The sequence below is a fragment of the Brevibacterium aurantiacum genome, from assembly GCF_007558825.1.
Lineage (GTDB): Bacteria > Actinomycetota > Actinomycetes > Actinomycetales > Brevibacteriaceae > Brevibacterium > Brevibacterium aurantiacum_A.
The window spans coordinates 163,139-184,677 of sequence record NZ_VLTK01000005.1; the positions used below are offsets into that span (position 1 = coordinate 163,139).

The window sequence follows — 21,539 nt, forward strand, 5'->3', positions numbered from 1 at the left end:
CTCCTCAGACGAAATCCAGGACTCTCCCTGGACCAATCGAGTGCGGCATTCGTGAGCTATGACCCATAGAATGAACCCAAAGCTCCCATCGACGGAAAGAGTGAGTCGTGATTGAAGAAACACTGGCAGAGGCCAGAGAGAAGATGGACAAGGCCGTGGAATTCACACAGGAGGACTTCTCGTCCATCCGCACCGGCCGCGCCAATCCCGCGCTGTTCGCTTCCATCGAGATCGAATACTATGGTGCGCCGACACCGTTGCAGCAGCTGGCCTCGTTCCAGACTCCGGAAGCCCGCACTATCCTCGTGACTCCCTACGACCGTGGAGCGCTGGGCGACATTGAGACTGCTCTGCGCAACTCGGACATCGGCGCCAACCCCGCCAACGACGGCAACGTCATCCGAGTGGTGCTCCCGGAACTGACCGAGGAACGCCGCAAGGAATACGTGAAGATCGTCAAGGGCAAGGCCGAAGACGGCAAAGTGTCGATTCGCAACATTCGTCGTCACGCCAAGGAAACCCTGGAGCGGATCAAGAAGGACGGCGACGCCGGTGAAGACGAAGTCGCACGCGGAATCTCCGAACTCGACGATCTGACGAAGAGCAAGGTCGACAGTGTCGACAAGCTTCTCTCTCAGAAGGAAGCTGAGCTCCTCGAGGTCTGATGATTTCGTTGACTGGGCCAGACAATCCAGCATCAGATCCGGCTCCCCTCGGGGAGCCGGATCCGGTTCCGCATCCGTCAGGGCCTGACACCCCGTTCCCGAAGCGCAGGGACCTGCGCAACTCCGGCAAGGACTACTCACCGGAAGATCCGGAGACCAACCCGGCCGCGGAGACCGGGCAGGATATCCCCGAGGTGGCAGAGAAGGACTACGGCAAGGCCGGACGGAACCTGCCGGCTGCGATCGGCATCGGGCTGCTCATCGGCGGAGTCGTCCTGGTCTCCCTCATCGTCTTCCCGATCTCCTTCCTCTTCATCATCCTCATCGCCATCGTCGCCGCGATGTGGGAGCTGGCCAACGCGCTGTCGCGTTCTGGATCACTCGTGTCGCGGATACCGACCATGGTCTCAGCCGCCTGCATGGTGCTCGCGACCTTCGTCGGCGGCCGTGAGGCACTGTGGGTGACCTTCGCCGCCAGCGCCGGGGCGGTCATGCTCTTCACCATGGTCGAGCGACGCAAGAACGCGGTCAAAGATGTTTCGCTGTCCCTGTTCGCGCTGACCTATGTCGGACTCATGGCCTGCTTCGTCGTGTATCTGCTGACCCAACCCGACGGCAATCTCTACGTCATCCTGTTCCTCGCCAGCGTGGTGGCCTCGGACACCGGCGGCTACGTCTTCGGCGTCCTCTGGGGCAAACATCCAATCGCCCCGAGGATCTCCCCGAAGAAGTCGTGGGAGGGCTACATCGGCTCGGTGGTCTTCGCCGCAGCAGTCGCGACGACCCTGGCTGTGACTCTCTTCGATGCTCCATTCTGGACCGGACTGGTCTTCGGCGTCGTCATCCCAGCCTTCGCCACGCTCGGCGACTTCAGCGAATCGATGATCAAACGCGACCTCGACCTCAAGGACATGGGAACTCTGCTGCCAGGACACGGCGGCGTGATGGACCGACTCGATTCGATCCTGCCCACCGCCCCGGTTGCTCTGGTGATGTTCTCGGTTCTGCCCGGCTATCTCTGATCCGCCTCGGTCCGACTCGTACTGGCGCCTCTCACACGCCGATGGCTCTCACTCATCCGCCGTGGCGGCGCACACACCCCATGAGAATTGCTCTCATGAGACAATGGACGAGTGAGTTCTCAAGCAGGTAACAGGCAGACCCGGCCCGTCGTCGAACACGCAGACGGCACGACGTCGAAGACACCGACGCGTGATGGCCGTCCGCTGCTCAATTTCAAATCTCCGCGAGCCAGTCAGCCGAAGCAGCATCTGGCCGACATGACGATGGACGAACGCATCGACGCGGTCAAGGAGATGGGACTGCCCGCCTTTCGCGCGAAGCAGATCTCGACCCACTACTTCTCGCACTACCAGACCGACGTCGAGTCCATGACGGACCTGCCCAAAGATCTGCGGGCGGACCTGCAGGAACGGTTCTTCCCCCACCTCCTGACCGAGGTTCGTCGACTGCGAACCGAGAACGGCGACACGATCAAATTCCTGTGGCGCCTCTACGACGGCGCGCTCGTCGAGTCGGTGCTGATGCGCTATCGCAACCGCGTCACCCTGTGCGTCTCCAGCCAGTGTGGCTGCGGCATGAACTGTCCCTTCTGCGCGACAGGGCAGCAGGGTCTGACACGCAATATGTCCGCGGCCGAGATCGTCGAACAGGTCATCCGCGCCAACCAGGTCATCGCCGCCGGCGAACTCGCACCGGCACCCTCAGGCGACATGCCGGCGGAGGGGGAGACAGCGCTCGGTGCCGAATCTGATGAGGACCAAGGTGAGACCTCTGAGGCCACGGTCGACGCATCGGGCACGACCACCTCGGCGACGGGACCCGAGCGGGTCTCCAATATCGTGTTCATGGGAATGGGCGAGCCCCTGGCCAACTACAAGCGAGTGATGAACGCGGTGCGTCGGTTCGTCGAGCCCGCACCGCAGGGATTGGGAATGTCGGCCCGCCGAATCACCATCTCCACCGTCGGTCTGGTCCCGGGCATCAACAAGCTCGCGGCCGAGGACATCCCCGTCACCTTCGCCCTCAGCCTCCACGCACCCGATGATGAGCTGCGCGATGAGATGATCCCGGTCAACACCAGGTGGAAGGCCGATGAGGCCATCGACGCCGCGTACAACTACTATCAGGTGACGGGACGTCGGGTGAGCATCGAATACGCGCTCATCAAGGACATGAACGATCACCCCTGGCGTGCAGAGCTGCTGGCGAAGAAGCTCAACGCTCGCGGTCGCGGCTGGGTCCACGTCAATCCGATCCCGCTCAACCCGACTCCCGGCTCCGTGTGGACCGCGTCGGAGCCGGAGGTGGCAGACGAATTCGTGCGCAGACTCATCGACCAGGGGATCCCGACGACCATCCGTGATACCCGCGGATCGGACATCGACGGAGCCTGCGGACAGCTCGCTGCCGCCGACTGAGAACTCGCGAACACGCATTTTCCGCGTCCGCCATTTATTATGGTGGAAATGACCATTACGGCGATTCGCTTCTGGAGGCAACATGGCGGACACGACTTTCCCCCGAATGTCCGGATGGAAGAACGGCTACGACCCGAAACAGGTCGACAGCTTCTTCAAACGTGCGCGTGAATCCTTCGAACGTCCCACCCCACAGCCCGGCGACCTCGACTCCAGGGCGGTGCGCACAGTCGGTTTCGATCTGGTGCGCAAGGGATACCACGTCGCCGTCGTCGATGCCGCACTCGACCGACTCGAAGACGCCTTCGCCAAACAGGCACGTGACCGCCTCATCGCACAGTCGGGCCAAGATGCCTGGGTATCCGAACTGACACGTGTGGCCTCGTCGCTGCGGGGCCGCCTGGTCCGCGAACCCGGCGAGCATTTCGACAATCCGGCCCCCGGCGTCATCGGCTACGACATCGAACAGGTCGATGACATGTGCGAGAAGGTCAATGCCTACTTCACGCAGGGTGTCGCGATGAGCGTCGACCAGGTTCGCCGTGTCCTGTTCAAGACGGCCAAGGGCAACAAGGCCTACGACGAGGACCAAGTCGATGCCTTCATCGACCGAGTCGTCGAAGTGATGGCCTCCGTTGACTGATTTCCACTACTTCGAACAGCCAAGTGACACGTCCTCGGGCACTCTCAACCCTGTGTTCGAGCTGCTCGACTACCCGATCGTCATGGGCGGCGCCGATGACATCGTCCTGACCGGTCCGACTCCGGACAGACCGATGGTCGATGGCCGCGAGGTCACCGATCCGCGGCTGATCAAAGCACTGTCGAAACCCGATGAGCTCGACCGTGCCGAGGTGCTCGACCGGAGCGCGAAGTTCGCCGGAGTCCTCCGTGCCATGGGGATCACCGGCGGCGAAGGTGAACGGATCCTCATCGCCGAGGATGTGCCGCCGATCTCGCGGGCGCTGAGCATCCTCGGTGCCGTTCGCATCGGACTGAGAATAGATACGCGCTCGGAACCCGCCGACGGCGACAGCACTTCAGTGTTCGTCCACCCGATCGAAGCACCACCCGTCGAATCAGGACGGGCGTCGGTCAAGGCCGTCCGCTCACGCTTCGAAGGCGTGGGAATCGCGATCGCGGGGGAAACCGCGAACCTCGACCAGGCGATGAGAGACTCACGAGTCGAACCGACAGAAGTGGTCGCATTGAATCCGGACCAGACTCTCATCCACACCGACGAGAAGTCCCTCGACGCACGATCAAGCCTCGAGTGGCTGTCCCGGGAGATCCTCGCTGAGGCCTGACGCCTCTGATCCAGACGAATCTGCGCAGCTGGACCAGCCCACGTTGGTGGCCCGACTGCGCGCGGCAGGGTGCGTCTTCGCCGAGGACGAAGCCCGCATCCTCATCGATGCTGTGACGTCCTGTGCGCACGAGGCGAGTTCGTCCGGCCTCGCACCTGAGAGGAGCAACAGCCTCCTGGCCGAGTTCGTCGCCCGCCGAGTTGCCGGCGAACCTCTCGAGCAGATAGTCGGATGGGTCGAATTCGCGGGGCAGCGACTACACGTCGCACCCGGTGTGTTCGTGCCCCGGCAGAGAACCGCGCTGTTGGCGAAGGCGACGATGCGCGCCGTGGAGTCAGCCGGGCCTGGGGCGCGATTCCTCGAAGCCTTCTGCGGGGTCGGGCCGGTGGCCACCACGGTGTCCCGGGCACTCCCGGAAACGCAGATCCACCTGGGCGATCATGACGAAACGGCACTTGAGCGTGCACGCAAGAACGTCGGACCAAGTGTCAACTGCCACCGACTCACATGTCTGAAGGGTCTGCCGCAGACTCTGCTGGGCAGCTTCGACGTCATCTCCGCAGTCCCGCCCTATGTTCCCGACGCTGCCGCGGAGTTCCTTCCCAGAGAGGCGATCGAGCACGAGGCACCGACAGCGCTGTTCGGGGGAGCGGACGGTTTGGATCTTGTGCGCTGCCTCATCCGGGAATCAGGCGAGTGGTTGGCCCCGGGAGGGGTGCTGCTCATCGAACTCGGCCGCGAACAGCGGCACACGGCCGCTGACTTCGCAGGAGCCCGGGGATTTCGCGCCAGTTGCATCCTCGGCGATGACGAGCAGACAACGGTGCTCGAGCTGCGACGACCGTGGCAAGCGGGCCACACGACGCCAACTGACGCCTGACGCCCGGCAGTTGTACCCGCGCAACGACGACAACCGCTTGCCAAAAGTGTGGGAGTACAGCATTTGTGCTGTACGTACACACTTCCGGCAAGCGGTTGCTGTTTCGGTGCTAAGAGTACGCGCTGCAGCCGCTGCCGCAGCTGCGGGCGCCCGGCGCGTGAGCGTCAGTTCGCGAAGGCGTTGATTCCGGTGAGGCTGCGGCCCAGCGTGAGCTGATGGACCTCGTGAGTGCCCTCATAGGTGAGCACTGTCTCAAGGTTGACGGCATGGCGCAGCGGCGGGTATTCGCTGGTGATGCCCGAGCCGCCGAAGAGTGCGCGCAGGTCACGGCACACGTTCATCGCGGTGTCGACGTTGACCATCTTGCCCAGGCTGATCTGCTCGGGACGCACGCCCTTCTCCGAGTCCTTGAGCTTACCCAGGTGAGCGGCGAGCAGGGTGATCTGCGAGTACTGGCCGAAGGCCTTTGCGAGCTTCTGCTGGCTGATCTGGAACGAAGACAGCGGACGGTCGAACTGGATGCGGGTCCCGGTGTATTCCAGCGCAGACTGCAGCGCGTCGCGGGCAGCGCCGGTGACGCCGAAGACGATTCCGTAGCGTGCCTCGGACAGGCACGACAGCGGACCTTTCAGGCCTTTGGCCTTGGGCAGCATGGCATCTTCGGGCAAGCGCACGTTGTCGAGGACGATCTCGCCGGTGATCGAGGCTCGCAGTGAGATCTTGCGGTGGATCTCTGGCGTCTGGACGCCCTCGGTGTCGCTTGGGACGACGAATCCTCGGACAACGGGCTTGCCTTTGGAATCAGTTTCCTCGGTCTTGGCCCAGACGACCATGACATCGGAGACGGGGGAATTCGTGATCCACATCTTCGCGCCGTTGAGGATCCAATCGGATCCGTCCTTCTTCGCAGTCGTCTTCATGCCCGAGGGGTCGGAGCCGACATCCGGTTCGGTCAGACCGAAGCAGCCGATGGCTTTGCCTGCCGCCATCTTCGGCAGCCATTCTTCCTTCTGCGCCTCGGAGCCGAAGTGGTGGATGGCGAACATGGCCAGTGATCCCTGGACCGATACGAGCGAGCGCAGACCCGAGTCCACGGCTTCGAGCTCCCGGCAGGCCAGACCGTACTGGGTGGCGGTGGATCCGCCGCAGCCGTAACCGTCGAGGTGCATGCCGAGGAGCCCGAGTTCGCCCAGGCCCTCTGCGAGTTCCCGGGCAGGAATCGTGGCATCGAGGAAGTAGTCGCCGATCTTGTCGCGAACGTTCTCATCAAGCCACTTCTTCACGATCGACGCGAACTCGAGGTCATCTTCCTCGAAGACCGAATCCAATCCCAGAATGTCGTCGGGGCTCAGCGTTGCACTCATAAAAACCTCTCTCGCCATTGATTCGCATTGCATATCTCACGTCGCCGATGACATCGATGTCGAGTCATTTCCCAGAGAACTTTGGCATCATCGGTAGGCGTGAGCAAACGTAGAATCATTGTAGTCGGCTCGACCGGTTCGGTCGGCACCCAGGCCCTCGATGTCCTGACAGAGAACGCATCGGACTTCGAGGTCATCGGCCTCGCTGCCGGAACCCAACTCGATGCGCTGGTCGTCCAAGCTCTCGATTTCTCGGTCCCCGTCATCGGTCTCACCAGCCCACCTGAGGGTGGTTCGAGCGAGATCCGGCGGCGTCTGGAGCAGACCGCAGGTGAACGCGGAATCAGTGATCCCGTCCGTGAGATCCACGTGGGCCCCGATGCCGCCGAGGTGGTCGCCGGGGCAGCTGCCGACATCGTCCTCAACGCTGTGACCGGAGCCGCCGGACTCGGTGCGACCCTGGCTGCCCTCGACCGCGGCACCGACGTCGCGCTGGCGAACAAGGAGTCCCTCATCATCGGCGGCTCGATCGTCCTCGATGCTGCAGCCCGCACCGGAGCCGCCCTGATCCCCGTCGACAGTGAGCACTCCGCGATCGCCCAGGCCCTGCGCTCGGGCACCCACGGCGAGGTGAGCAAGCTCGTCATCACAGCCTCCGGCGGACCGTTCCGCGGAATGACCCGCGATGCGCTGCGCCGTGTCACCCCGGCGCAAGCACTCAAACACCCCACCTGGTCGATGGGATCGATGATCACCATCAACTCCGCGACCCTGGTCAACAAGGGCCTTGAAGTCATCGAGGCCCATCTGCTCTTCGACATCGACTTCGACCACATCGAAGTCGTCGTCCACCCGCAGTCCCAGATCCACTCGATGGTCGAATTCAGCGACGCCTCGACGATTGCACAGATCTCCCCGCCGGACATGCGTCTGCCCATCGCCTATGCCCTCGGCACTCAGAGTGACGGTCAGACTCGGCGGCTGGCCTCCGGGGCGGTGGCCAACAACTGGGGACAGCCGATGCACTGGTCCTTCGAACCCGTCAACCACATCGCTTTCCCGGCACTGGGCCTGGCCGTTGAAGCAGGACGGAAGCGAAAGAGCTTCCCCGCGGTGTTCAATGCCGCCAACGAGGTCCTCGTCGAGGCCTTCATCGGCGGTGAGATCCCATTCACCGGAATCGACCAGGGAATCGAACGGGCGCTGCAGGCGCACGAACCCGCGGCCGAGCACACGGTCGAGACCGTCCTCGCCGCCGACGCCTGGGCTCGCGAGTTCGCCCGCCAGGACCTGAGAGCCCAGTCCGCGTCCGCACAGGGCAAGACCCTCGGCGGCTCCTGATATGACAGTCGTCCTCTACATCATCGGGATCATCCTGTTCCTGATCGGGATCTCGATCTCGATCGGACTCCACGAGCTCGGCCACCTGACACCTGCGAAGAAGTTCGGAGTCAAGGTCACCCATTACATGGTCGGCTTCGGCCCCACGGTCTTCTCCTTCCGTCGCGGCGAGACGGAATACGGCATCAAGGCACTTCCTTTGGGCGGATTCATCGCCATGCCGGGAATGTACCCCCCGCTCAAGGCGACGACGCGCCGGGCCGGCTCGACCTCAGGCGGCGCTGCCCAGCACGCTGATGACGCGTTCGGCGATGACCACCTCGGCGATGGTGCGGCTGAAGGAACCGCCAGCACCGACGTCGCCACCGATGCTCCCAGCCGCCCCCGGAGGCAGCGGCGCGGGCGCCTGTTCGAGAACACGATGGCCGATGCTCGGGATTTCTCGAACCAGGAGATCGAACCGGGAGAGGAGCACCGGACCTTCTACGCACTGAACGTGCCCAAACGGCTCGTCGTGATGTTCGCAGGCCCCCTGGTCAACCTCGTCCTCGGGATCATCATCATGGCGATCTCACTCATCGGCATCGGGATCATGACTCCGACGACCACGGTGCAGACCGTCGTCGAATGCGCGGTTCCCGCCTCTGAAGCAGCGGAGCGTCCTGCGGACCAGAAGAAGACCTGTCAGGACGATGATCCGCTCACCCCCGCATGGGAAGCCGGAGTCAAACCAGGCGATGACATCACCTCTGTCGCCGGTGTCTCCACCGACAGTTGGGACGAACTCTCCACCGTCATCAAGGACCATGCCGGCCAGCGGGTCGACGTGGAGTTCACCCGCGATGGTCACACTCAGAACGTCAACGTCCCGATCATCGCCCATGAGCAGGCCCGCGTCGATGACAGCGGACAGCCCGTGGTGAACGCCGACGGCACACCAAAGACCGTGACCGAGGGATTCTTCGGCGTGGGTCCCGTCCAAGAGCGTCAGGGGCTGCCGCTGAACGAGTTCCCCGGTGCAGTCTGGGACCAGGTCAGCGGCGTCTTCCATGCCATCGTGACCCTGCCGGTCAAGCTGGTCGACATCGCCGAGGTGGCCACAGGTTCGAAGGAACGTGACGCCGAGGGGCTGGTCGGGATGGTCGGAGTCGGTCGGATAGCCGGCGAGATCGTGTCCACGGACCAGCTCCAGATCGTCGACAAAGCCCAAGTGGGGCTGGGCATGTTGGGATCACTCAACATCTTCCTGTTCGCCTTCAACATGATCCCGCTCCTGCCGCTCGACGGCGGGCACATCGCAGTGGGCCTCTACGAGGGCGCCCGCCGGCAGATCAACAAGATCCGCGGGCGCGGCAAGATCGGCCCATTCGACACGGCCCGGCTGCTGCCTCTGACGTACGTCGTCATCGGTCTGATGCTGTGCATGACGGCGCTGCTCGTCTACGTCGATCTCGTCAAACCCGTCACGCTCGACGCGATCTTCAACTCAGGGTAGAAAGATTCCGGATAGGCAGCCTCAGCTGCTCAGCGAGATCGTCTGCACCTCGCCGAGGTGGTCCAAGCTCACCGTGATCGTCGCCGTCGTGTCCGCGGAGTCGGTTTCGTCTCCGGACCGCGAGTCAGGAACAGTCACGGTCCCCTTCAGCGGGGTGGTCATAGTGACATCGTCGGCTGTGAAGGGCTGAGTCAGCTGCAGCTCGTCTCGCCACGCGTCGAATCGTTCACGGCGTTCGGCACGGGGCTCGTCGAGGTCCATGTTGATGGTGAAGAGTTCCTCGGCGACGCTCTCCTCGAATTCGATGACCAGGTTCGCTGCCCGCAGCACGGTCGCGGACTGTGCGGGTGCAACTTGGTGGTGAGGTGCCGGCACCGAAGTGGATGTGCGTGTCAGCCGCAGACCGGGATCGCCGGTGGCCGCGGCCCAGCCGGCGTCGATGGCATCCCTGACGGTGCTTTCGGCCGGGTAGTACGTCGTATTGCCGAACACGACGATGCTCAGGCCCATCTCGGGGAACCAGCGCATGTGCGAGCCGTACCCGGGATAACCGCCGGAATGGCAGACGACGCGACCGAAGCGGGAGTCGAGACGGGGCTGCAGGCCGAAGCCGTAGTTCACCGATTCGGCATGGTGCTCGCTTCTCTGGACCTCGACGAGTCGATGCGACTGCTGGTTGTCCGTCAGGATCCGCGGCAGTGCTCCCGGCGCATAGGCGTCGAGGTGCTCCAGGGCGTCCATATGGGCATTCATCCAAGTCCCGATGTCGTTGACCGTGGAGATGACTCCGCCGATGGGGGAGAAGACACCTGGGCCGGTGAGTTCGGCCGGGTGGCCCTCGCCGTTGCGGTCGATGCGGATGCCGGACATCAGGTCTGGGAAGTCGGCGACGTCGAAACCGGTGCGACTGAGACCGATTGGATGCAGCACCTCGGCGGTGACGAATTCGATGAACGACTTCCCGGTCACGGACTCCGTGACGAGCCCGAGGAGTGCGTAGCCGAGGTTGGAGTACTCGTATCCGGTGTCGGCTGGAGCGATGGGGATGGCTCCGCGCTTGACGTAGTCGATGAGTTCGGTGCGCGTCATCGCCTCCACCCGATCGGCCCAAGGGTCGTCCTTCGTGAACCCGGTGCCCATCGTCAGCGCCTGTCGGCAGGTGCGGTCGGCAATCGATGTGCCTGCAAGTTCGGGGATGATCCGGTCCAATGGACTGTCAAGATCCAGACCATCGGCGGCGAGGAGACCGATCGCGGCGGCCGTGAACGACTTCGTCATCGACGCGATCCGGTACGGAACGTCGCCGTTGGCTGCTATTGCCGTCTCGCCTCGGCGAAAGACACCCCAGGCGAGTGTTCCGCCCTGCTGGGCGAGGGCATCGGCTGCAGTCTCGAGGCGACCGACGATGGCCTGGATATCGGGGTGGGTGAACGGCACGGAATCTCCTCGGCTCACAGGCATCTCCTCTACATGTATCTTCTGATCGGACGGCAAGTTTCCTTCACAATACCTGCGAAATGATGCTGTGGTGAGCGATCACACCGTGGTCAAGGAGCCCGGACACGGTTTGAAGTCCTACAATATGAATGACTCGAACGATCAGTCTGGTCACCAGTGAGAATGAAGGGATTGTCTTCGTGACATCGGTCAACCTCGGAATGCCTGCTCCACCACCTCCCGTGCTCTCGCCGCGACGGAAGACGAGACAGATCCAGGTCGGAAAGGTCGGCGTCGGTTCCGATTTCCCTATCAGCGTCCAGTCGATGACGACGACTCAGACCACAGACATCAACGCCACCCTGCAGCAGATCGCCGAGCTCACCGCCTCGGGCTGTGACATCGTGCGAGTGGCCTGCCCGTCACCTGATGATGCTGCGGCACTGCCGGCGATCGCGCAGAAGTCGCAGATTCCGGTCATCGCCGATATCCACTTCCAGCCGAAGTACGTCTACGCCGCGATCGACGCCGGCTGTGCCGCGGTGCGCGTCAACCCCGGCAATATCCGCAAGTTCGACGACCAGGTCAAGGAGATCGCGAAGGCGGCAAGTGATGCCGGAACCTCGATCCGGATCGGTGTCAATGCCGGATCCTTGGACAAGCGGATCATGGAGAAGTACGGCAAGGCCACTCCGGAGGCGCTCGTCGAGTCCGCCGTGTGGGAGGCATCGCTGTTCGAAGAGCACGACTTCCACGACTTCAAGATCTCCGTCAAGCACAACGACCCTGTGGTCATGGTTCGGGCATACGAAATGCTCGCTGAGCGCGGTGACTGGCCCCTGCACTTGGGCGTGACCGAGGCCGGACCCGCCTTCCAGGGCACGATCAAATCCGCCACCGCCTTCGGCTCACTGCTGTCGCAGGGCATCGGCGACACGATCCGCGTCTCGCTCTCCGCACCACCAGTGGAGGAGATCAAGGTCGGCAACCAGATCCTGGAGAGCCTCAACCTCAAACCTCGCAAACTCGAGATCGTCTCGTGCCCGTCCTGTGGACGCGCCCAGGTCGACGTCTACACCCTCGCGGACAAGGTCACAGCTGGTCTCGAAGGCATGGAAGTTCCTCTGCGAGTCGCTGTCATGGGTTGCGTGGTCAACGGTCCCGGCGAAGCACGCGAAGCCGACCTCGGTGTGGCCAGCGGCAACGGCAAGGGCCAGATCTTCGTCAAGGGTGAGGTCATCAAGACAGTGCCAGAGGCCCTGATCGTCGAGACTCTCATCGAAGAGGCCAATCGCATCGCAGCGGAGTCCGACGCCCCGTCCGGATCTCCCGACGTCGTCGTCGGCTGATACCCGACCTGTCCGAAAAGCTGCCCGGTGTGTGAGGATCAGAACAAGGAGGCTCTCCCGTGCTGAGAGTCACTCGTCTGGGACATCAGCACACCGGTTGGCTGAAGAGTCTGCTCGCGCTCAACCCGTGTGAGAACGTCTACCTCATCGCGCTGCTCGAAGTCACAGGGACAGCGCAGATGGGCTCACCGGCCGGTTCCCTGCTGGGTGTCTTCGATGGCGACCAGCCGGTGGCAGCCTACTGGGTGGGCGGCAACATCATTCCCGTGGCTGCGACCTCGGGAACTAATCAGGCATTGGCGCAGAAGCTCAATGCCGATGGGCGCTACTCCTGCTCCCTCATCGGTTCCCGTGAGATCATCCTCGACCTGCACAGCCGTCTGAACTGGGGACGCCCTCGCGGCGTCCGTGACCGGCAGCCGCTATTGGCGATCAGCTCCGACCCCTTGATCGAACCCGACGAGGCGGTGCATCTGGTCACGGTGGAACAGCTGCCCGCGGTGTTCTCAGCCAGTGTCGACATGTTCACCAACGAGGTGGGCTTCTCTCCGATCGAAAGTGGCCAGTCAAGCTATCTGGCTCGCGTCCGCAACATCATCAGGGGCAAGAACTGCTTCGCTCGCATCTCGGACACACTGCCCCAAGGGGGTCCGGTGCGCCGCTGGCCTGCAACGGACCAGGCCGAGCAGGTGCTGTTCAAAGCAGACATCGGCATCCGGGCACCGCGCATCGTTCAGGTGCAGGGCGTCTGGGTCCATCCCGACGTGCGGCAGCAGGGTCTGGGTGCTGCCGGAATGGCTGCAGTAGTGGCCCAGACCAGGGCGGCCGGCCACCCCACTGTGAGCCTCTACGCCAATGATTACAACGAGGTGGCCCTGCGCATGTACACACGGGTCGGCTTCGAACAGGTCGGCACCTTCGCCACGATCATGTACTGACTTACCGCAGCGTCGGCTTCAGGGGTCTCGGCGATCTCGGTTGCGAGGCTTGGCCATGTCGCCCAGGAACTTCTCCATCTCCCGGCGGTCCTTCTTCGTCGGCCGACCCAAGCCCTTGTCTCTGCGGGGGACGAATCCGCGCAGAGCGGGATCCGGCGGCGGGGTGAGATCCTCATAGCACTGCACTGCGATCGATGACTGCGGACGTGTGGGCACGAAGCCGGTGATCTTCCAGATGAACTCGGTGCTGGCCTTGCGTACGCGCACCTCCTGTCCGATGGAGACCTTCTGCGCCGCCTTGACACGCTGACCCTCGACTTGGACGTGACCGCCACGGCAAGCCTGAGTAGCCAGGTTTCGGGTCTTGAACATCCTTGTCGTCCACAGCCACACGTCCACGCGAACGTGCTTGCCGGGTGAGCGGTCAATCTCCACAGTCAGCCTCCACTACCTCAGTGTCCACTACCTCAGTGTCCACCACAGACAGCCTCCGCTGCCTATGAGCTCCATCCTCAGCGTCCGCCATTCTCAGCGCCGGTGCTCGGGCCCACGATGTCAACATCGCGACGCAGGGCGATCTCAGCGCGGCGGGTGAATGTCTGAGCGGGGCGGCCGCGTCCCTGGGACACGGCCTGACCGGTGGGCGCCAGCAGCGGCAGCATCGTGCGGCGGAAGGTGTCCGCCTGCAGGTCCTCTCCCGAGACGATCTCATGCAGCTCACGCAGCTGCCGCAGCGAGAACTCGTCCGGAAGCAGCCCGAACGGGTCTGGCGTGCGCTCATGCAGCGAACGCAGGCGGTGGACCGCAACTCGGACGATCTCCTGATGTTCGGCGCTGAGCTCACGGACCGAATGCACGGGTGCCAGTTTGCGCCGGCGCGCGTCCTGCGGGTCAGGTTCTGTCTCCGGGGAACTCGCGTCTCCGAATCCCACATCTCTCGTCGACAGCACGTCGAGGTGGGCCACCGAGATCACCCACCCGCGATCGTCACGATCGGGCTGGTCGAAGACATGGAGCTGAACTGGGGCGCGGTCTATGAGCCGCGCCTTTTCGCGCAAGCACCGGGCAACCGCCTCGGCGAGTCGCTCCTGGGGGCGAAGAATCGACCCCGGCAGCTGCCACGCGCCGTCGCCGGAATGGGTGAGGAGCACGTGCAGGCCACGTCGGGGGACGGGGCAGAGGACCGCGGTGTCGACCGCGACCGAGGGCCGCGGGAACTGCGTCAGTTGAGTGGAATCAGGCATGCTCTTCGTATCGGTCAGCGAGTCGGTCGGACAGCGAATCGGCCTGAATCGCTCAGGCCCTGGTGGACGTGTGTGCCCACCAGTCTAATTCGCTTCCACCACCTGACGAATCCAGGCCCACAGCTGGGCGGATCCATGGTCGGCTCACGGCAGAATCTCACCTGCCAGATGACTGTTCTGCGTCGCCGGTCTGATCGGTTTTGCCTCATAATTGCCGTGCGGATACTCGCGTGCGATAGTGTTCGATCTGAGTCTTGACAAGTTGAGGAGTATCACCCATGGCCCTGCGCATGTCGTCCCTGTTTGTGCGAACCCAGAAGGAGGACCCGGTCGGAGCCGAGGTCGCCAGCCACAAACTTCTGCACCGTGCGGGATACATCCGCCGATCGGCCCCGGGGATCTACACATGGCTCCCGCTGGGACTGAAGGTTCTGGGCAAGATCGAAGCCATCGTGCGCGAGGAAATGGCCACAGCCGGATCACAGGAAGTCCATTTCCCTGGACTGCTGCCCGCCGATCCGTACCGAAAGTCCGGACGCTGGGAGGCCTTCGGTCCCGATCTGTTCCATCTCAAGGACCGCAGGGACAACGATTACATCCTCGCTCCCACCCACGAAGAGGTATTTACCCTCCTCGTCAAGGACCTCTACTCCTCCTACAAGGACCTCCCGCTCTCGATCTACCAGGTCCAGACCAAATACCGGGACGAGGCCAGGCCCCGCGCAGGTCTGCTGCGCGGGCGCGAGTTCATCATGAAGGACGCCTACTCCTTCGACATCGACGACGCCGGACTCGACGCCTCCTACGAAGCGATGCGCGTGGCCTACCTGCGAGCCTTCGCCCGACTCGGCGTGCCCTGCCTGCCGGTCAAGGCCACCCCAGGAGCCATGGGCGGATCGGGCACCGAGGAATTCATCTACCCCTCCGAAGTCGGTGAGGACACCTTCGTGCGATCACCCGGAGGGTACGCCGCCAACGTCGAAGCCGTGACCTCGATCGTGCCCGAGACGATCCCGTTCGAGAACTCACCTGCAGCTCACGTCGAGGACACCCCTGACACACCCACCATCGAGTCCCTCGTTGCCGCCGCGAACGCAGACCACCCCCGCGAGGACCGCGCCTGGACCGCCGCCGATACGCTCAAAAACGTCGTCTGCGCCGTCACCCACCCCGACGGCACCCGCGAGATCATCGTCATCGGCCTGCCCGGTGACCGTGACGTCGACCTCGACCGCGCCGCTGGCACCGGAATGCTGGGCAACGGCGAAGTCGACCTCGAGGCCGCCACAGCCGAAGACCTCGTCGCTCACCCTGAGCTCGTCAAGGGCTACATCGGACCGGGCCTCGACCTCGACAATCAGGTTCTCGGCCTCGAGGGCACCTCGAAGCTCCGCTTCCTCCTCGACCCACGTGTCGTCGAGGGCACCCGCTGGATCACCGGCGCCAACGAGCCCGGCCGGCACGTCTTCGACCTCGTCGCCGGTCGCGACTTCACCGCTGATGGCACCATCGAAGCCGCCGAGGTTGTCCTCGGTGACCCCGCACCCGACGGTTCGGGCCCGCTCGAGCTGGCCCGTGGTGTCGAGATCGGTCAGATCTTCAAGCTCGGCCGCAAGTACGCAGAATCCCTCGACCTCAAGGTCCTTGACCAGAACGGCAAGGCCACGACCGTGACCATGGGCTCCTACGGCCTCGGCGTCACCCGCGTCATGGCCTGCATCGCGGAGGAATACCACAGCGAATCCGGTCTCCTCTGGCCCCAGCACCTGGCCCCAGCCGATGTGCACATCATCGCCGCAGGCAAGGGTGAGGACATCGCCGCGGCCGCCGAGAAGCTGACGGCCGAACTCGAATCGGAAGGCGTCACCGTTCTCCTCGACGACCGCCTCAAGGTCTCACCCGGCTTCAAGTTCGCCGACGCCGAACTCATCGGCATCCCGACCGTGATCGTCGTCGGTCGTGGCCTGGCTGACGGAGTCGTCGAAGTCCGCAGCCGTCTGACCGATGAGAAGTCAGAACAGCCCGTCGCCGAGGTCGTCGCCTCCACCGTGGCCACGATCCGTGAGGCCTACGCCACGGCCGCCGCTGCGGCAGACGCCGCAATCGCGGAAACAGCCGCACGGTGAACCGACGCAGGTGATGGAGGCACTCACCGCAGGCATCGATGTCACCCTCGGCATGCTTCTGTGGCTCTTGGCCGCAGGAGTTCTGGCCGGATGGATCGATGCCGTCGTCGGCGGCGGAGGTCTGATCCAGCTGCCGGCACTGCTGCTGGTGCCGGGAATGACACCGGTCCAAGCAGTCGCCACGAACAAGGTGGGATCGATTGCGGGTACGACCGCCTCGGCGGTGACCTTTCTGCGCAAGATCACCCCGGACAGGTCGGCGACGATCCCAGCCGCTGCCACGGCGTTCCTCGGAGCCGTCCTCGGCGCCAAACTCGCGACCTTGGTCCCAGGTGAGCTCTTCACACCGATCATCCTCGTCGCGCTCATCGGGGTCGGAGTCTTCACGGTCCTCAACCCCAGCCTCGGCGCCGATGCGAGCCTGCGCTTCGGGGAGTCCTCGAAACGTCATCATGGGCTGTCGTGGCTGATCGGGCTCACGATCGGCGTCTACGACGGAGTGCTCGGCCCGGGCACCGGGTCCTTCCTCGTCATCGCGTTCGTCACAGTCATCGGGTTCTCATTCCTCCAGGCCTCGGCCACGGCGAAGGTCATCAACTGGGCGACGAACTTCGGGGCACTGGTCTTCTTCATCCCCGATGGCCAGGTCGTATGGGCACTCGGTCTCGTCGTCGCCGTGGGCAATGTCGCCGGCGGAATCTTCGGTGCGCGCACGGCCCTGAAGAAGGGATCCGGATTCGTGCGGGTCGTCTTCGTCGTCGTGGTCTCCGCCATGATCATCAAACTCGGCTACGACGTGATCTCCGGCCTCATCCACTGACGCATCTCATCGCTCAACCTCCCCGACGTCACTAATTGCGCCCGGCGCCACGCGGTATTAGTGACGTCGGGGAGGTTGAGCGGGGGCGCTCAGCCGATGGGTTTGAGCGCGTGGGCGTTGACGCCGGCGACGTCTGCTCCCGACAGTGCCCGCGCAACCCACAGGGACCTCGCGGCATCGGCCAGCGCCCCGGTCGATCCGCTGCGGGCTGACCTGAGGTACCAGAACATGTTCGTGACCTCCCGGGCGACGGCGGCACCCATCCCGTACTGCGGATCCATGCCTGCGCACAGCGCGAGGTCGGTGGCGAAACCGCGCAGCCACGCGGCCTGGGCCTGCGGATGCTGGGACGGAATCTCCATGAGACGGTTCCACAGCACCGGCGCCAAAGTGTAGGCGGTCGGACCAGACAAGGGCTGCGGGTCGATGGCCTTCCAGGTCGAGATGCCCGTGGCATCGGGGTTGCCGGCGAGGATGTTGTAGTAGTGCAGATCGGCGTGGATGAGCCAATTCTCCTCAGACGAGGCAAGAGTGCGCATCCAGTTGCGCGCGAAGGAGAGTAAGAGAGAATCACCAGGACCCGCCTCGGTCCAGCCGCTGAGCAGACTCGCGTCGGCTTCAAAGGTGCTCAGCCATCCTGCGGCCACATCCTGGACACGCAGGAAGTCGGAATCCGAGGGAATCTCAAGCGACTTCTGCAGGGCACCCCAGACCGGGGGCACATCGGCCAGGGGCAGCACGGAGAGATTGTCCTTCGTTCGCAACCGCTCCTGCAGGGTCACCCTGAAGCTGTGATCGTCCCTGATCACCCGGACAGCGCCGTGCCCGTTCCACATCTTCAGCGCCCGCAGAGCCTGCGCATGTGCAGCCGATGCCGCCGAGGTGGGGGCTGCAAAGCGCAGCACCCCCTGATAGTTCTCCTGAGTCAGAACCGGGATGACGAGGCTTTCGCAGCCGGCCCAGGGTGAGCCCGGGACCTCGTCGAAGCTCAGCTTCCACCGGTCGATGAGCTCATTGGCCATGAATTCCAGTGCAGCGACCCAGGAAGAGGTGCGGTACTCGCCGATGATCTCGCGAGTGGAGTTGTACAGGACCGGTGGGACCTTCACTGCTGCGCCTCTGCCTCTCCCGAATCCCCGGGATACGAGTACCGGAGCACCTGCGGGCTGGCGAAGACCGTGCGCGCTCGTGCCGACTCCCACAGCCGCAGCGCGGCCCCCGAATCCATCTGCAGCCAGGGAAGGATCGCTGCTGACACACCGTCTTCGAGAGCCAGAGCCAGTTCCTTCGCGGTCTCCGGGTCACTCGGGGTGGGGTTGAGTTTCCACGAAGGAGCATCAGGATCAGCGTTCTTCTCACCCAGCTTTTCGAGCATCTCGCCTGCCAGTGAGCCCAGGGACTCCAGTCGCGCCACGGCACTGCTGCGCTCGTGTGACTTCGTGTTGAAGTTCACGGCGAGCCGCTCGTAGCCATATGTCGCTGCCCTGGCCTGGTTGAGGATGTCATTCCACACTGGGGGAGAGGTCGAATCGTCTGCGGGCGGCGGCTGCGACTCGGGTGAGTTCGAAGCCGCCGGGGCACCCGATGAGCCGGAAGCTTCGGCAGCGCCGGATTCGCGTGAGCCACGGATCAGGGCGTCTGCGCTGCGAATGATCTCGGCGTGCTCGGTGCCCGCAGTCAGCGCCAAACCGGTTGCCACGTCCACGAGGACCGGAATGAGGGTCGAGCCCAATGTCGGTACGGCGGTGAAGACGGCATCCGACACCACCTCGGCGGCTTCGATGTAGGTGCGGGGATCTTCCGACGGCGGGGGTTCGGTGGCCATTTCGGTTGGCGGCGACCACACGGGACCGATGGCGTCCCGGAGTTTCTGCAGGTCCTCTCCAGCGGTCTCCGGGTCGCTGTCTCCGGCGGTGGTTGCGGCGAGGATTCTGGCGATGCGGTTGCGCAGCCGGTTCGTCTCATCGAGGGTCGGAACGTCCGGGGGAGTATCGAGTCTCACACCGCATCCCGACAGCAGGCTCAGACTCGCCCCGCCCACACCGTAGAGGAGAAGAGAGCGGCGGCTGACGGGAAAACGCATAGGCCAATCCTAGCGGATGCTTAACCTCGCCCTGGGAGTCGCTTAGGGTGGTGCTAAGGCAATCAGCAGGGCAGAAGAGACGTCGCCGCGCGGGGCACACCTTCGTCAGCGGGACGAGGACTGGAGGACACATGGACGAGGACGTGGCGCAGATAGAGAAGCTTCTGCGCGAGCCGCTGCAGACCTCTGGGTTCTACCTGGAGTCGGTGAAGGCCGTGGCTGCGGGACAACGTCGGGCGCTGACGGTCGTCGTCGACCTTGATGAGTCCAGCACAGAGCCCATGTCGATGGAGAAGATCGCCGAATCAAGCCGACTCGTCGGCGACGCCCTCGACGAGGTCGAGGTCTTCCGTGACAAGCCCTATCAGCTCGAGGTCACGAGCCCAGGTGCAACGAGGAAGCTCGAGTCCGCGCGGCACTTCAAACGGGTGCTTGGTCGCCGACTCGAAATCAGCACGAAGAAGGACTCCTTCAAACTCGATCTCGACGATGTGGGCGAGAACTCAATTTCGGGAATCGATCCCGCCAGTCGTGAGAAGCGGACAGTCTCACTCGGCGACATCGTCAAGGCGCAGGTCGAACTCAAATTTCGGTGAGCGTAATCTGAGATAGAATGTCACGCCTGCATAAATGAAGACCGACAATTCAATGCTCGAGGGAGCCGGAGAGGATATAGGCCATGGATATCGACCTCAGTGTTCTGCGCATTATCGAGCGAGAGCGGGAGATTCCGCTCGATACTCTGATCGAACTCATCGAACAAGCTCTCTTCCTTGCCTATCAGAAGACCGAGGGTGCGTGGCCGGATTCCCGCGCCGAGCTGGACAAGACCTCCGGTGAAGTCCGCATCCTTGCCGTCGAGTTCGACAATGATGACAATCCGATCGGCGAATTCGACGACACTCCCACAGGCTTCGGACGCATCGCTGCGCAGACGGCTCGCCAGGTCATCCACCAGCGACTGCGCGATGTCGCAGACGAATCGGTGCTCGGCAACTTCAAGGGCCGCGAGGGTGAGATCGTCTCCGGCACCGTCCAGCAGGGCCGGGACCCGCAGATGGTGCAGGTCGACCTCGGTGATGTCGAGGCAGTCCTGCCGCCGCACGAGCAGACTCCCGGGGAGTCATACCGTCACGGAACGCGCCTGCGCGTCTACATCGCCGACGTCCACAAGGGCCCAAAGGGAACGTCGGTCACTGTTTCGCGTACGCACCCGAACCTCGTCCGCCGACTGTTCGCGCACGAAGCACCGGAGATCGCCGACGGCACTGTCGAGATCGTCTCCCTGGCTCGTGAGGCCGGCCACCGAACCAAACTGGCAGTTCGCGCCACGAAGCCCGGTGTGAATGCGAAGGGCTCATGCATCGGTGAGCTCGGTTCCCGCGTGCGGGCCGTGATGAACGAGCTGGGCCAGGAGAAGATCGACATCGTCGACTACAGCGACGACCCGGCCAAGTTCATCGGCCATGCACTCTCACCCGCCAAGGCGACGAAGGTCGACATCCTCGATGCCGATCTGCAGGAATCACGCGCCATCGTGCCCCGTGACCAGCTCTCCCTGGCCATCGGCAAGGAAGGGCAGAACGCGCGCCTGGCGGCCAAGCTCACCGGCTGGAAGATCGACATCGTCCCAGGCGAATAGGCATCGGGCGTGATCTGAACCACTCGGGGTGTGGCACGGGTGGGGACGGAAGTGCTGTAGAATTATGTACTGTGATTGTGGGCGCGGCACCTCGAAGGACGTGCATCGCCTGCAGGCAAAAGGCCGACCGGGACGAACTCACACGATTTGTGATTCGACCCGATCAGCATCCAGCCATCGTCCATGACGTGTCAGCGACACTTCCGGGACGAGGAGCCTGGGTGCACCCGGACGCCACATGCCTGAAGAGGGCATTGACGACCGCATCCTTCGCTCGAGCCTTTCGAACGAAGGTCACCGCCTCGGACCTGCCGAGGATGGATACCGAACCCAAGAAGAGCGGGTAGCCCGAATGGATGACAAGTTGTGAGTGTCGTGCGATGACACCGCTATCGGAATTCGAGAGA

The 21,539-nt window shown here is 63.6% G+C and carries 21 protein-coding genes; 15 read left to right on the forward strand and 6 right to left on the reverse strand.

Annotated features, from left to right (window positions below; translation table 11 throughout):
* Positions 1 to 107 precede the first annotated feature (107 nt).
* The 6 genes from frr to FO013_RS10550 all read left to right on the forward strand — a co-directional run bounded on the left by frr (position 108) and on the right by FO013_RS10550 (position 5,293).
* The gene (frr, locus tag FO013_RS10525) at positions 108 to 665 is read left to right on the forward strand and encodes a ribosome recycling factor (RefSeq protein WP_143922505.1); all 558 of its coding nucleotides are present in this window, start codon (positions 108 to 110) and stop codon (positions 663 to 665) included.
* Complete coding sequence (locus FO013_RS10530) at positions 665 to 1,687, forward strand: phosphatidate cytidylyltransferase (protein ID WP_143922506.1); 1,023 nt, start codon at positions 665 to 667, stop codon at positions 1,685 to 1,687. Before frr ends, FO013_RS10530 begins: the two co-directional genes overlap by 1 nt.
* A 111-nt stretch (positions 1,688 to 1,798) precedes the next feature.
* Entirely contained in the window at positions 1,799 to 3,106 is a 1,308-nt protein-coding gene (rlmN, locus tag FO013_RS10535) for a 23S rRNA (adenine(2503)-C(2))-methyltransferase RlmN (RefSeq protein WP_143922507.1), read from the forward strand.
* An 82-nt stretch (positions 3,107 to 3,188) separates the two neighbouring features.
* Complete coding sequence (locus FO013_RS10540) at positions 3,189 to 3,749, forward strand: DivIVA domain-containing protein (RefSeq protein ID WP_143922508.1); 561 nt, start codon at positions 3,189 to 3,191, stop codon at positions 3,747 to 3,749.
* Positions 3,742 to 4,413, forward strand: coding sequence for a hypothetical protein (locus FO013_RS10545; RefSeq protein WP_143922509.1), 672 nt, complete (start codon positions 3,742 to 3,744; stop codon positions 4,411 to 4,413). The genes FO013_RS10540 and FO013_RS10545 overlap by 8 nt, the downstream gene beginning before the upstream one ends.
* A gap of 46 nt (positions 4,414 to 4,459) precedes the next feature.
* Positions 4,460 to 5,293, forward strand: a complete 834-nt coding sequence (locus FO013_RS10550) for a N5-glutamine methyltransferase family protein (RefSeq protein ID WP_222103603.1) — start codon at positions 4,460 to 4,462, stop codon at positions 5,291 to 5,293.
* 164 nt (positions 5,294 to 5,457) lie between these two features.
* On the opposite strand, the gene FO013_RS10555 is transcribed toward FO013_RS10550, so the two are convergent.
* Positions 5,458 to 6,657: an acyl-CoA dehydrogenase family protein gene (locus FO013_RS10555; RefSeq protein WP_143922511.1), complete on the reverse strand. Its 1,200-nt coding sequence runs from the start codon at positions 6,655 to 6,657 to the stop codon at positions 5,458 to 5,460.
* Positions 6,658 to 6,756: 99 nt separating this feature from the next.
* On the opposite strand from FO013_RS10555, the gene dxr reads away from it, so the two are divergent.
* The gene (gene dxr, locus FO013_RS10560) at positions 6,757 to 7,998 is read left to right on the forward strand and encodes a 1-deoxy-D-xylulose-5-phosphate reductoisomerase (RefSeq protein ID WP_143922512.1); all 1,242 of its coding nucleotides are present in this window, start codon (positions 6,757 to 6,759) and stop codon (positions 7,996 to 7,998) included.
* Position 7,999: 1 nt separating this feature from the next.
* Positions 8,000 to 9,493 carry a M50 family metallopeptidase gene (locus FO013_RS10565; protein WP_143922513.1) on the forward strand — a complete coding sequence of 498 codons (1,494 nt, stop codon included), beginning with the start codon at positions 8,000 to 8,002 and terminating at the stop codon, positions 9,491 to 9,493.
* Between the two features lie 21 nt (positions 9,494 to 9,514).
* Here FO013_RS10565 and FO013_RS10570 read toward each other — a convergent pair whose 3' ends face one another.
* Positions 9,515 to 10,948 (reverse strand): serine hydrolase domain-containing protein, encoded by a 1,434-nt coding sequence (locus FO013_RS10570; RefSeq protein ID WP_186293050.1) that lies wholly within the window; start codon positions 10,946 to 10,948, stop codon positions 9,515 to 9,517.
* A gap of 182 nt (positions 10,949 to 11,130) precedes the next feature.
* Between FO013_RS10570 and ispG the strand changes: the two genes are divergently transcribed.
* Positions 11,131 to 12,279 (forward strand): flavodoxin-dependent (E)-4-hydroxy-3-methylbut-2-enyl-diphosphate synthase, encoded by a 1,149-nt coding sequence (gene ispG / locus FO013_RS10575; protein ID WP_143922641.1) that lies wholly within the window; start codon positions 11,131 to 11,133, stop codon positions 12,277 to 12,279.
* A gap of 59 nt (positions 12,280 to 12,338) precedes the next feature.
* The gene (locus tag FO013_RS10580; RefSeq protein WP_143922515.1) at positions 12,339 to 13,217 is read left to right on the forward strand and encodes a GNAT family N-acetyltransferase; all 879 of its coding nucleotides are present in this window, start codon (positions 12,339 to 12,341) and stop codon (positions 13,215 to 13,217) included.
* A gap of 18 nt (positions 13,218 to 13,235) precedes the next feature.
* On the opposite strand, the gene FO013_RS10585 is transcribed toward FO013_RS10580, so the two are convergent.
* Both FO013_RS10585 and FO013_RS10590 read right to left on the reverse strand, forming a co-directional pair.
* Entirely contained in the window at positions 13,236 to 13,652 is a 417-nt protein-coding gene (locus FO013_RS10585; protein WP_143922516.1) for an RNA-binding S4 domain-containing protein, read from the reverse strand.
* A gap of 77 nt (positions 13,653 to 13,729) precedes the next feature.
* Positions 13,730 to 14,461 carry an NUDIX hydrolase gene (locus FO013_RS10590; RefSeq protein WP_143922517.1) on the reverse strand — a complete coding sequence of 244 codons (732 nt, stop codon included), beginning with the start codon at positions 14,459 to 14,461 and terminating at the stop codon, positions 13,730 to 13,732.
* A gap of 278 nt (positions 14,462 to 14,739) precedes the next feature.
* Here FO013_RS10590 and FO013_RS10595 point away from each other — a divergent pair, with 278 nt between their 5' ends.
* Positions 14,740 to 16,587, forward strand: coding sequence for a proline--tRNA ligase (locus tag FO013_RS10595; protein ID WP_143922518.1), 1,848 nt, complete (start codon positions 14,740 to 14,742; stop codon positions 16,585 to 16,587).
* Positions 16,588 to 16,600: 13 nt separating this feature from the next.
* Positions 16,601 to 17,407 carry a TSUP family transporter gene (locus FO013_RS10600; protein ID WP_143922642.1) on the forward strand — a complete coding sequence of 269 codons (807 nt, stop codon included), beginning with the start codon at positions 16,601 to 16,603 and terminating at the stop codon, positions 17,405 to 17,407.
* A gap of 89 nt (positions 17,408 to 17,496) precedes the next feature.
* Here FO013_RS10600 and FO013_RS10605 read toward each other — a convergent pair whose 3' ends face one another.
* Positions 17,497 to 18,516 (reverse strand): aminoglycoside phosphotransferase family protein, encoded by a 1,020-nt coding sequence (locus FO013_RS10605; RefSeq protein ID WP_143922519.1) that lies wholly within the window; start codon positions 18,514 to 18,516, stop codon positions 17,497 to 17,499.
* A complete protein-coding gene (locus tag FO013_RS10610; RefSeq protein ID WP_143922520.1) occupies positions 18,513 to 19,490 on the reverse strand; it encodes a hypothetical protein in 978 nt (325 codons plus the stop codon). Before FO013_RS10610 ends, FO013_RS10605 begins: the two co-directional genes overlap by 4 nt.
* Before the next feature lie 131 nt (positions 19,491 to 19,621).
* Here FO013_RS10610 and FO013_RS10615 point away from each other — a divergent pair, with 131 nt between their 5' ends.
* The 3 genes from FO013_RS10615 (at position 19,622) to FO013_RS10625 (ending at position 21,479) form a co-directional block, all read left to right on the forward strand.
* Positions 19,622 to 20,086 carry a ribosome maturation factor RimP gene (locus FO013_RS10615; protein WP_143922521.1) on the forward strand — a complete coding sequence of 155 codons (465 nt, stop codon included), beginning with the start codon at positions 19,622 to 19,624 and terminating at the stop codon, positions 20,084 to 20,086.
* Between the two features lie 83 nt (positions 20,087 to 20,169).
* Complete coding sequence (gene nusA, locus FO013_RS10620) at positions 20,170 to 21,132, forward strand: transcription termination factor NusA (RefSeq protein ID WP_143922522.1); 963 nt, start codon at positions 20,170 to 20,172, stop codon at positions 21,130 to 21,132.
* A 77-nt stretch (positions 21,133 to 21,209) separates the two neighbouring features.
* Positions 21,210 to 21,479 carry a YlxR family protein gene (locus FO013_RS10625; RefSeq protein ID WP_260848089.1) on the forward strand — a complete coding sequence of 90 codons (270 nt, stop codon included), beginning with the start codon at positions 21,210 to 21,212 and terminating at the stop codon, positions 21,477 to 21,479.
* Positions 21,480 to 21,539: the final 60 nt, after the last annotated feature.

Coding starts and splice junctions, on each gene's coding strand:
- FO013_RS10530 (WP_143922506.1), top strand. CDS start 665: ATGATTTCGTTGACTGGGCCAGACAATCCAGCATCAGATCCGGCTCCC.
- FO013_RS10540 (WP_143922508.1), top strand. CDS start 3,189: ATGGCGGACACGACTTTCCCCCGAATGTCCGGATGGAAGAACGGCTAC.
- FO013_RS10555 (WP_143922511.1), bottom strand. CDS start 6,657: ATGAGTGCAACGCTGAGCCCCGACGACATTCTGGGATTGGATTCGGTC.
- FO013_RS10565 (WP_143922513.1), top strand. CDS start 8,000: ATGACAGTCGTCCTCTACATCATCGGGATCATCCTGTTCCTGATCGGG.
- FO013_RS10590 (WP_143922517.1), bottom strand. CDS start 14,461: ATGCCTGATTCCACTCAACTGACGCAGTTCCCGCGGCCCTCGGTCGCG.
- FO013_RS10595 (WP_143922518.1), top strand. CDS start 14,740: ATGGCCCTGCGCATGTCGTCCCTGTTTGTGCGAACCCAGAAGGAGGAC.
- FO013_RS10600 (WP_143922642.1), top strand. CDS start 16,601: ATGGAGGCACTCACCGCAGGCATCGATGTCACCCTCGGCATGCTTCTG.
- FO013_RS10610 (WP_143922520.1), bottom strand. CDS start 19,490: ATGCGTTTTCCCGTCAGCCGCCGCTCTCTTCTCCTCTACGGTGTGGGC.
- FO013_RS10615 (WP_143922521.1), top strand. CDS start 19,622: ATGGACGAGGACGTGGCGCAGATAGAGAAGCTTCTGCGCGAGCCGCTG.
- nusA (WP_143922522.1), top strand. CDS start 20,170: ATGGATATCGACCTCAGTGTTCTGCGCATTATCGAGCGAGAGCGGGAG.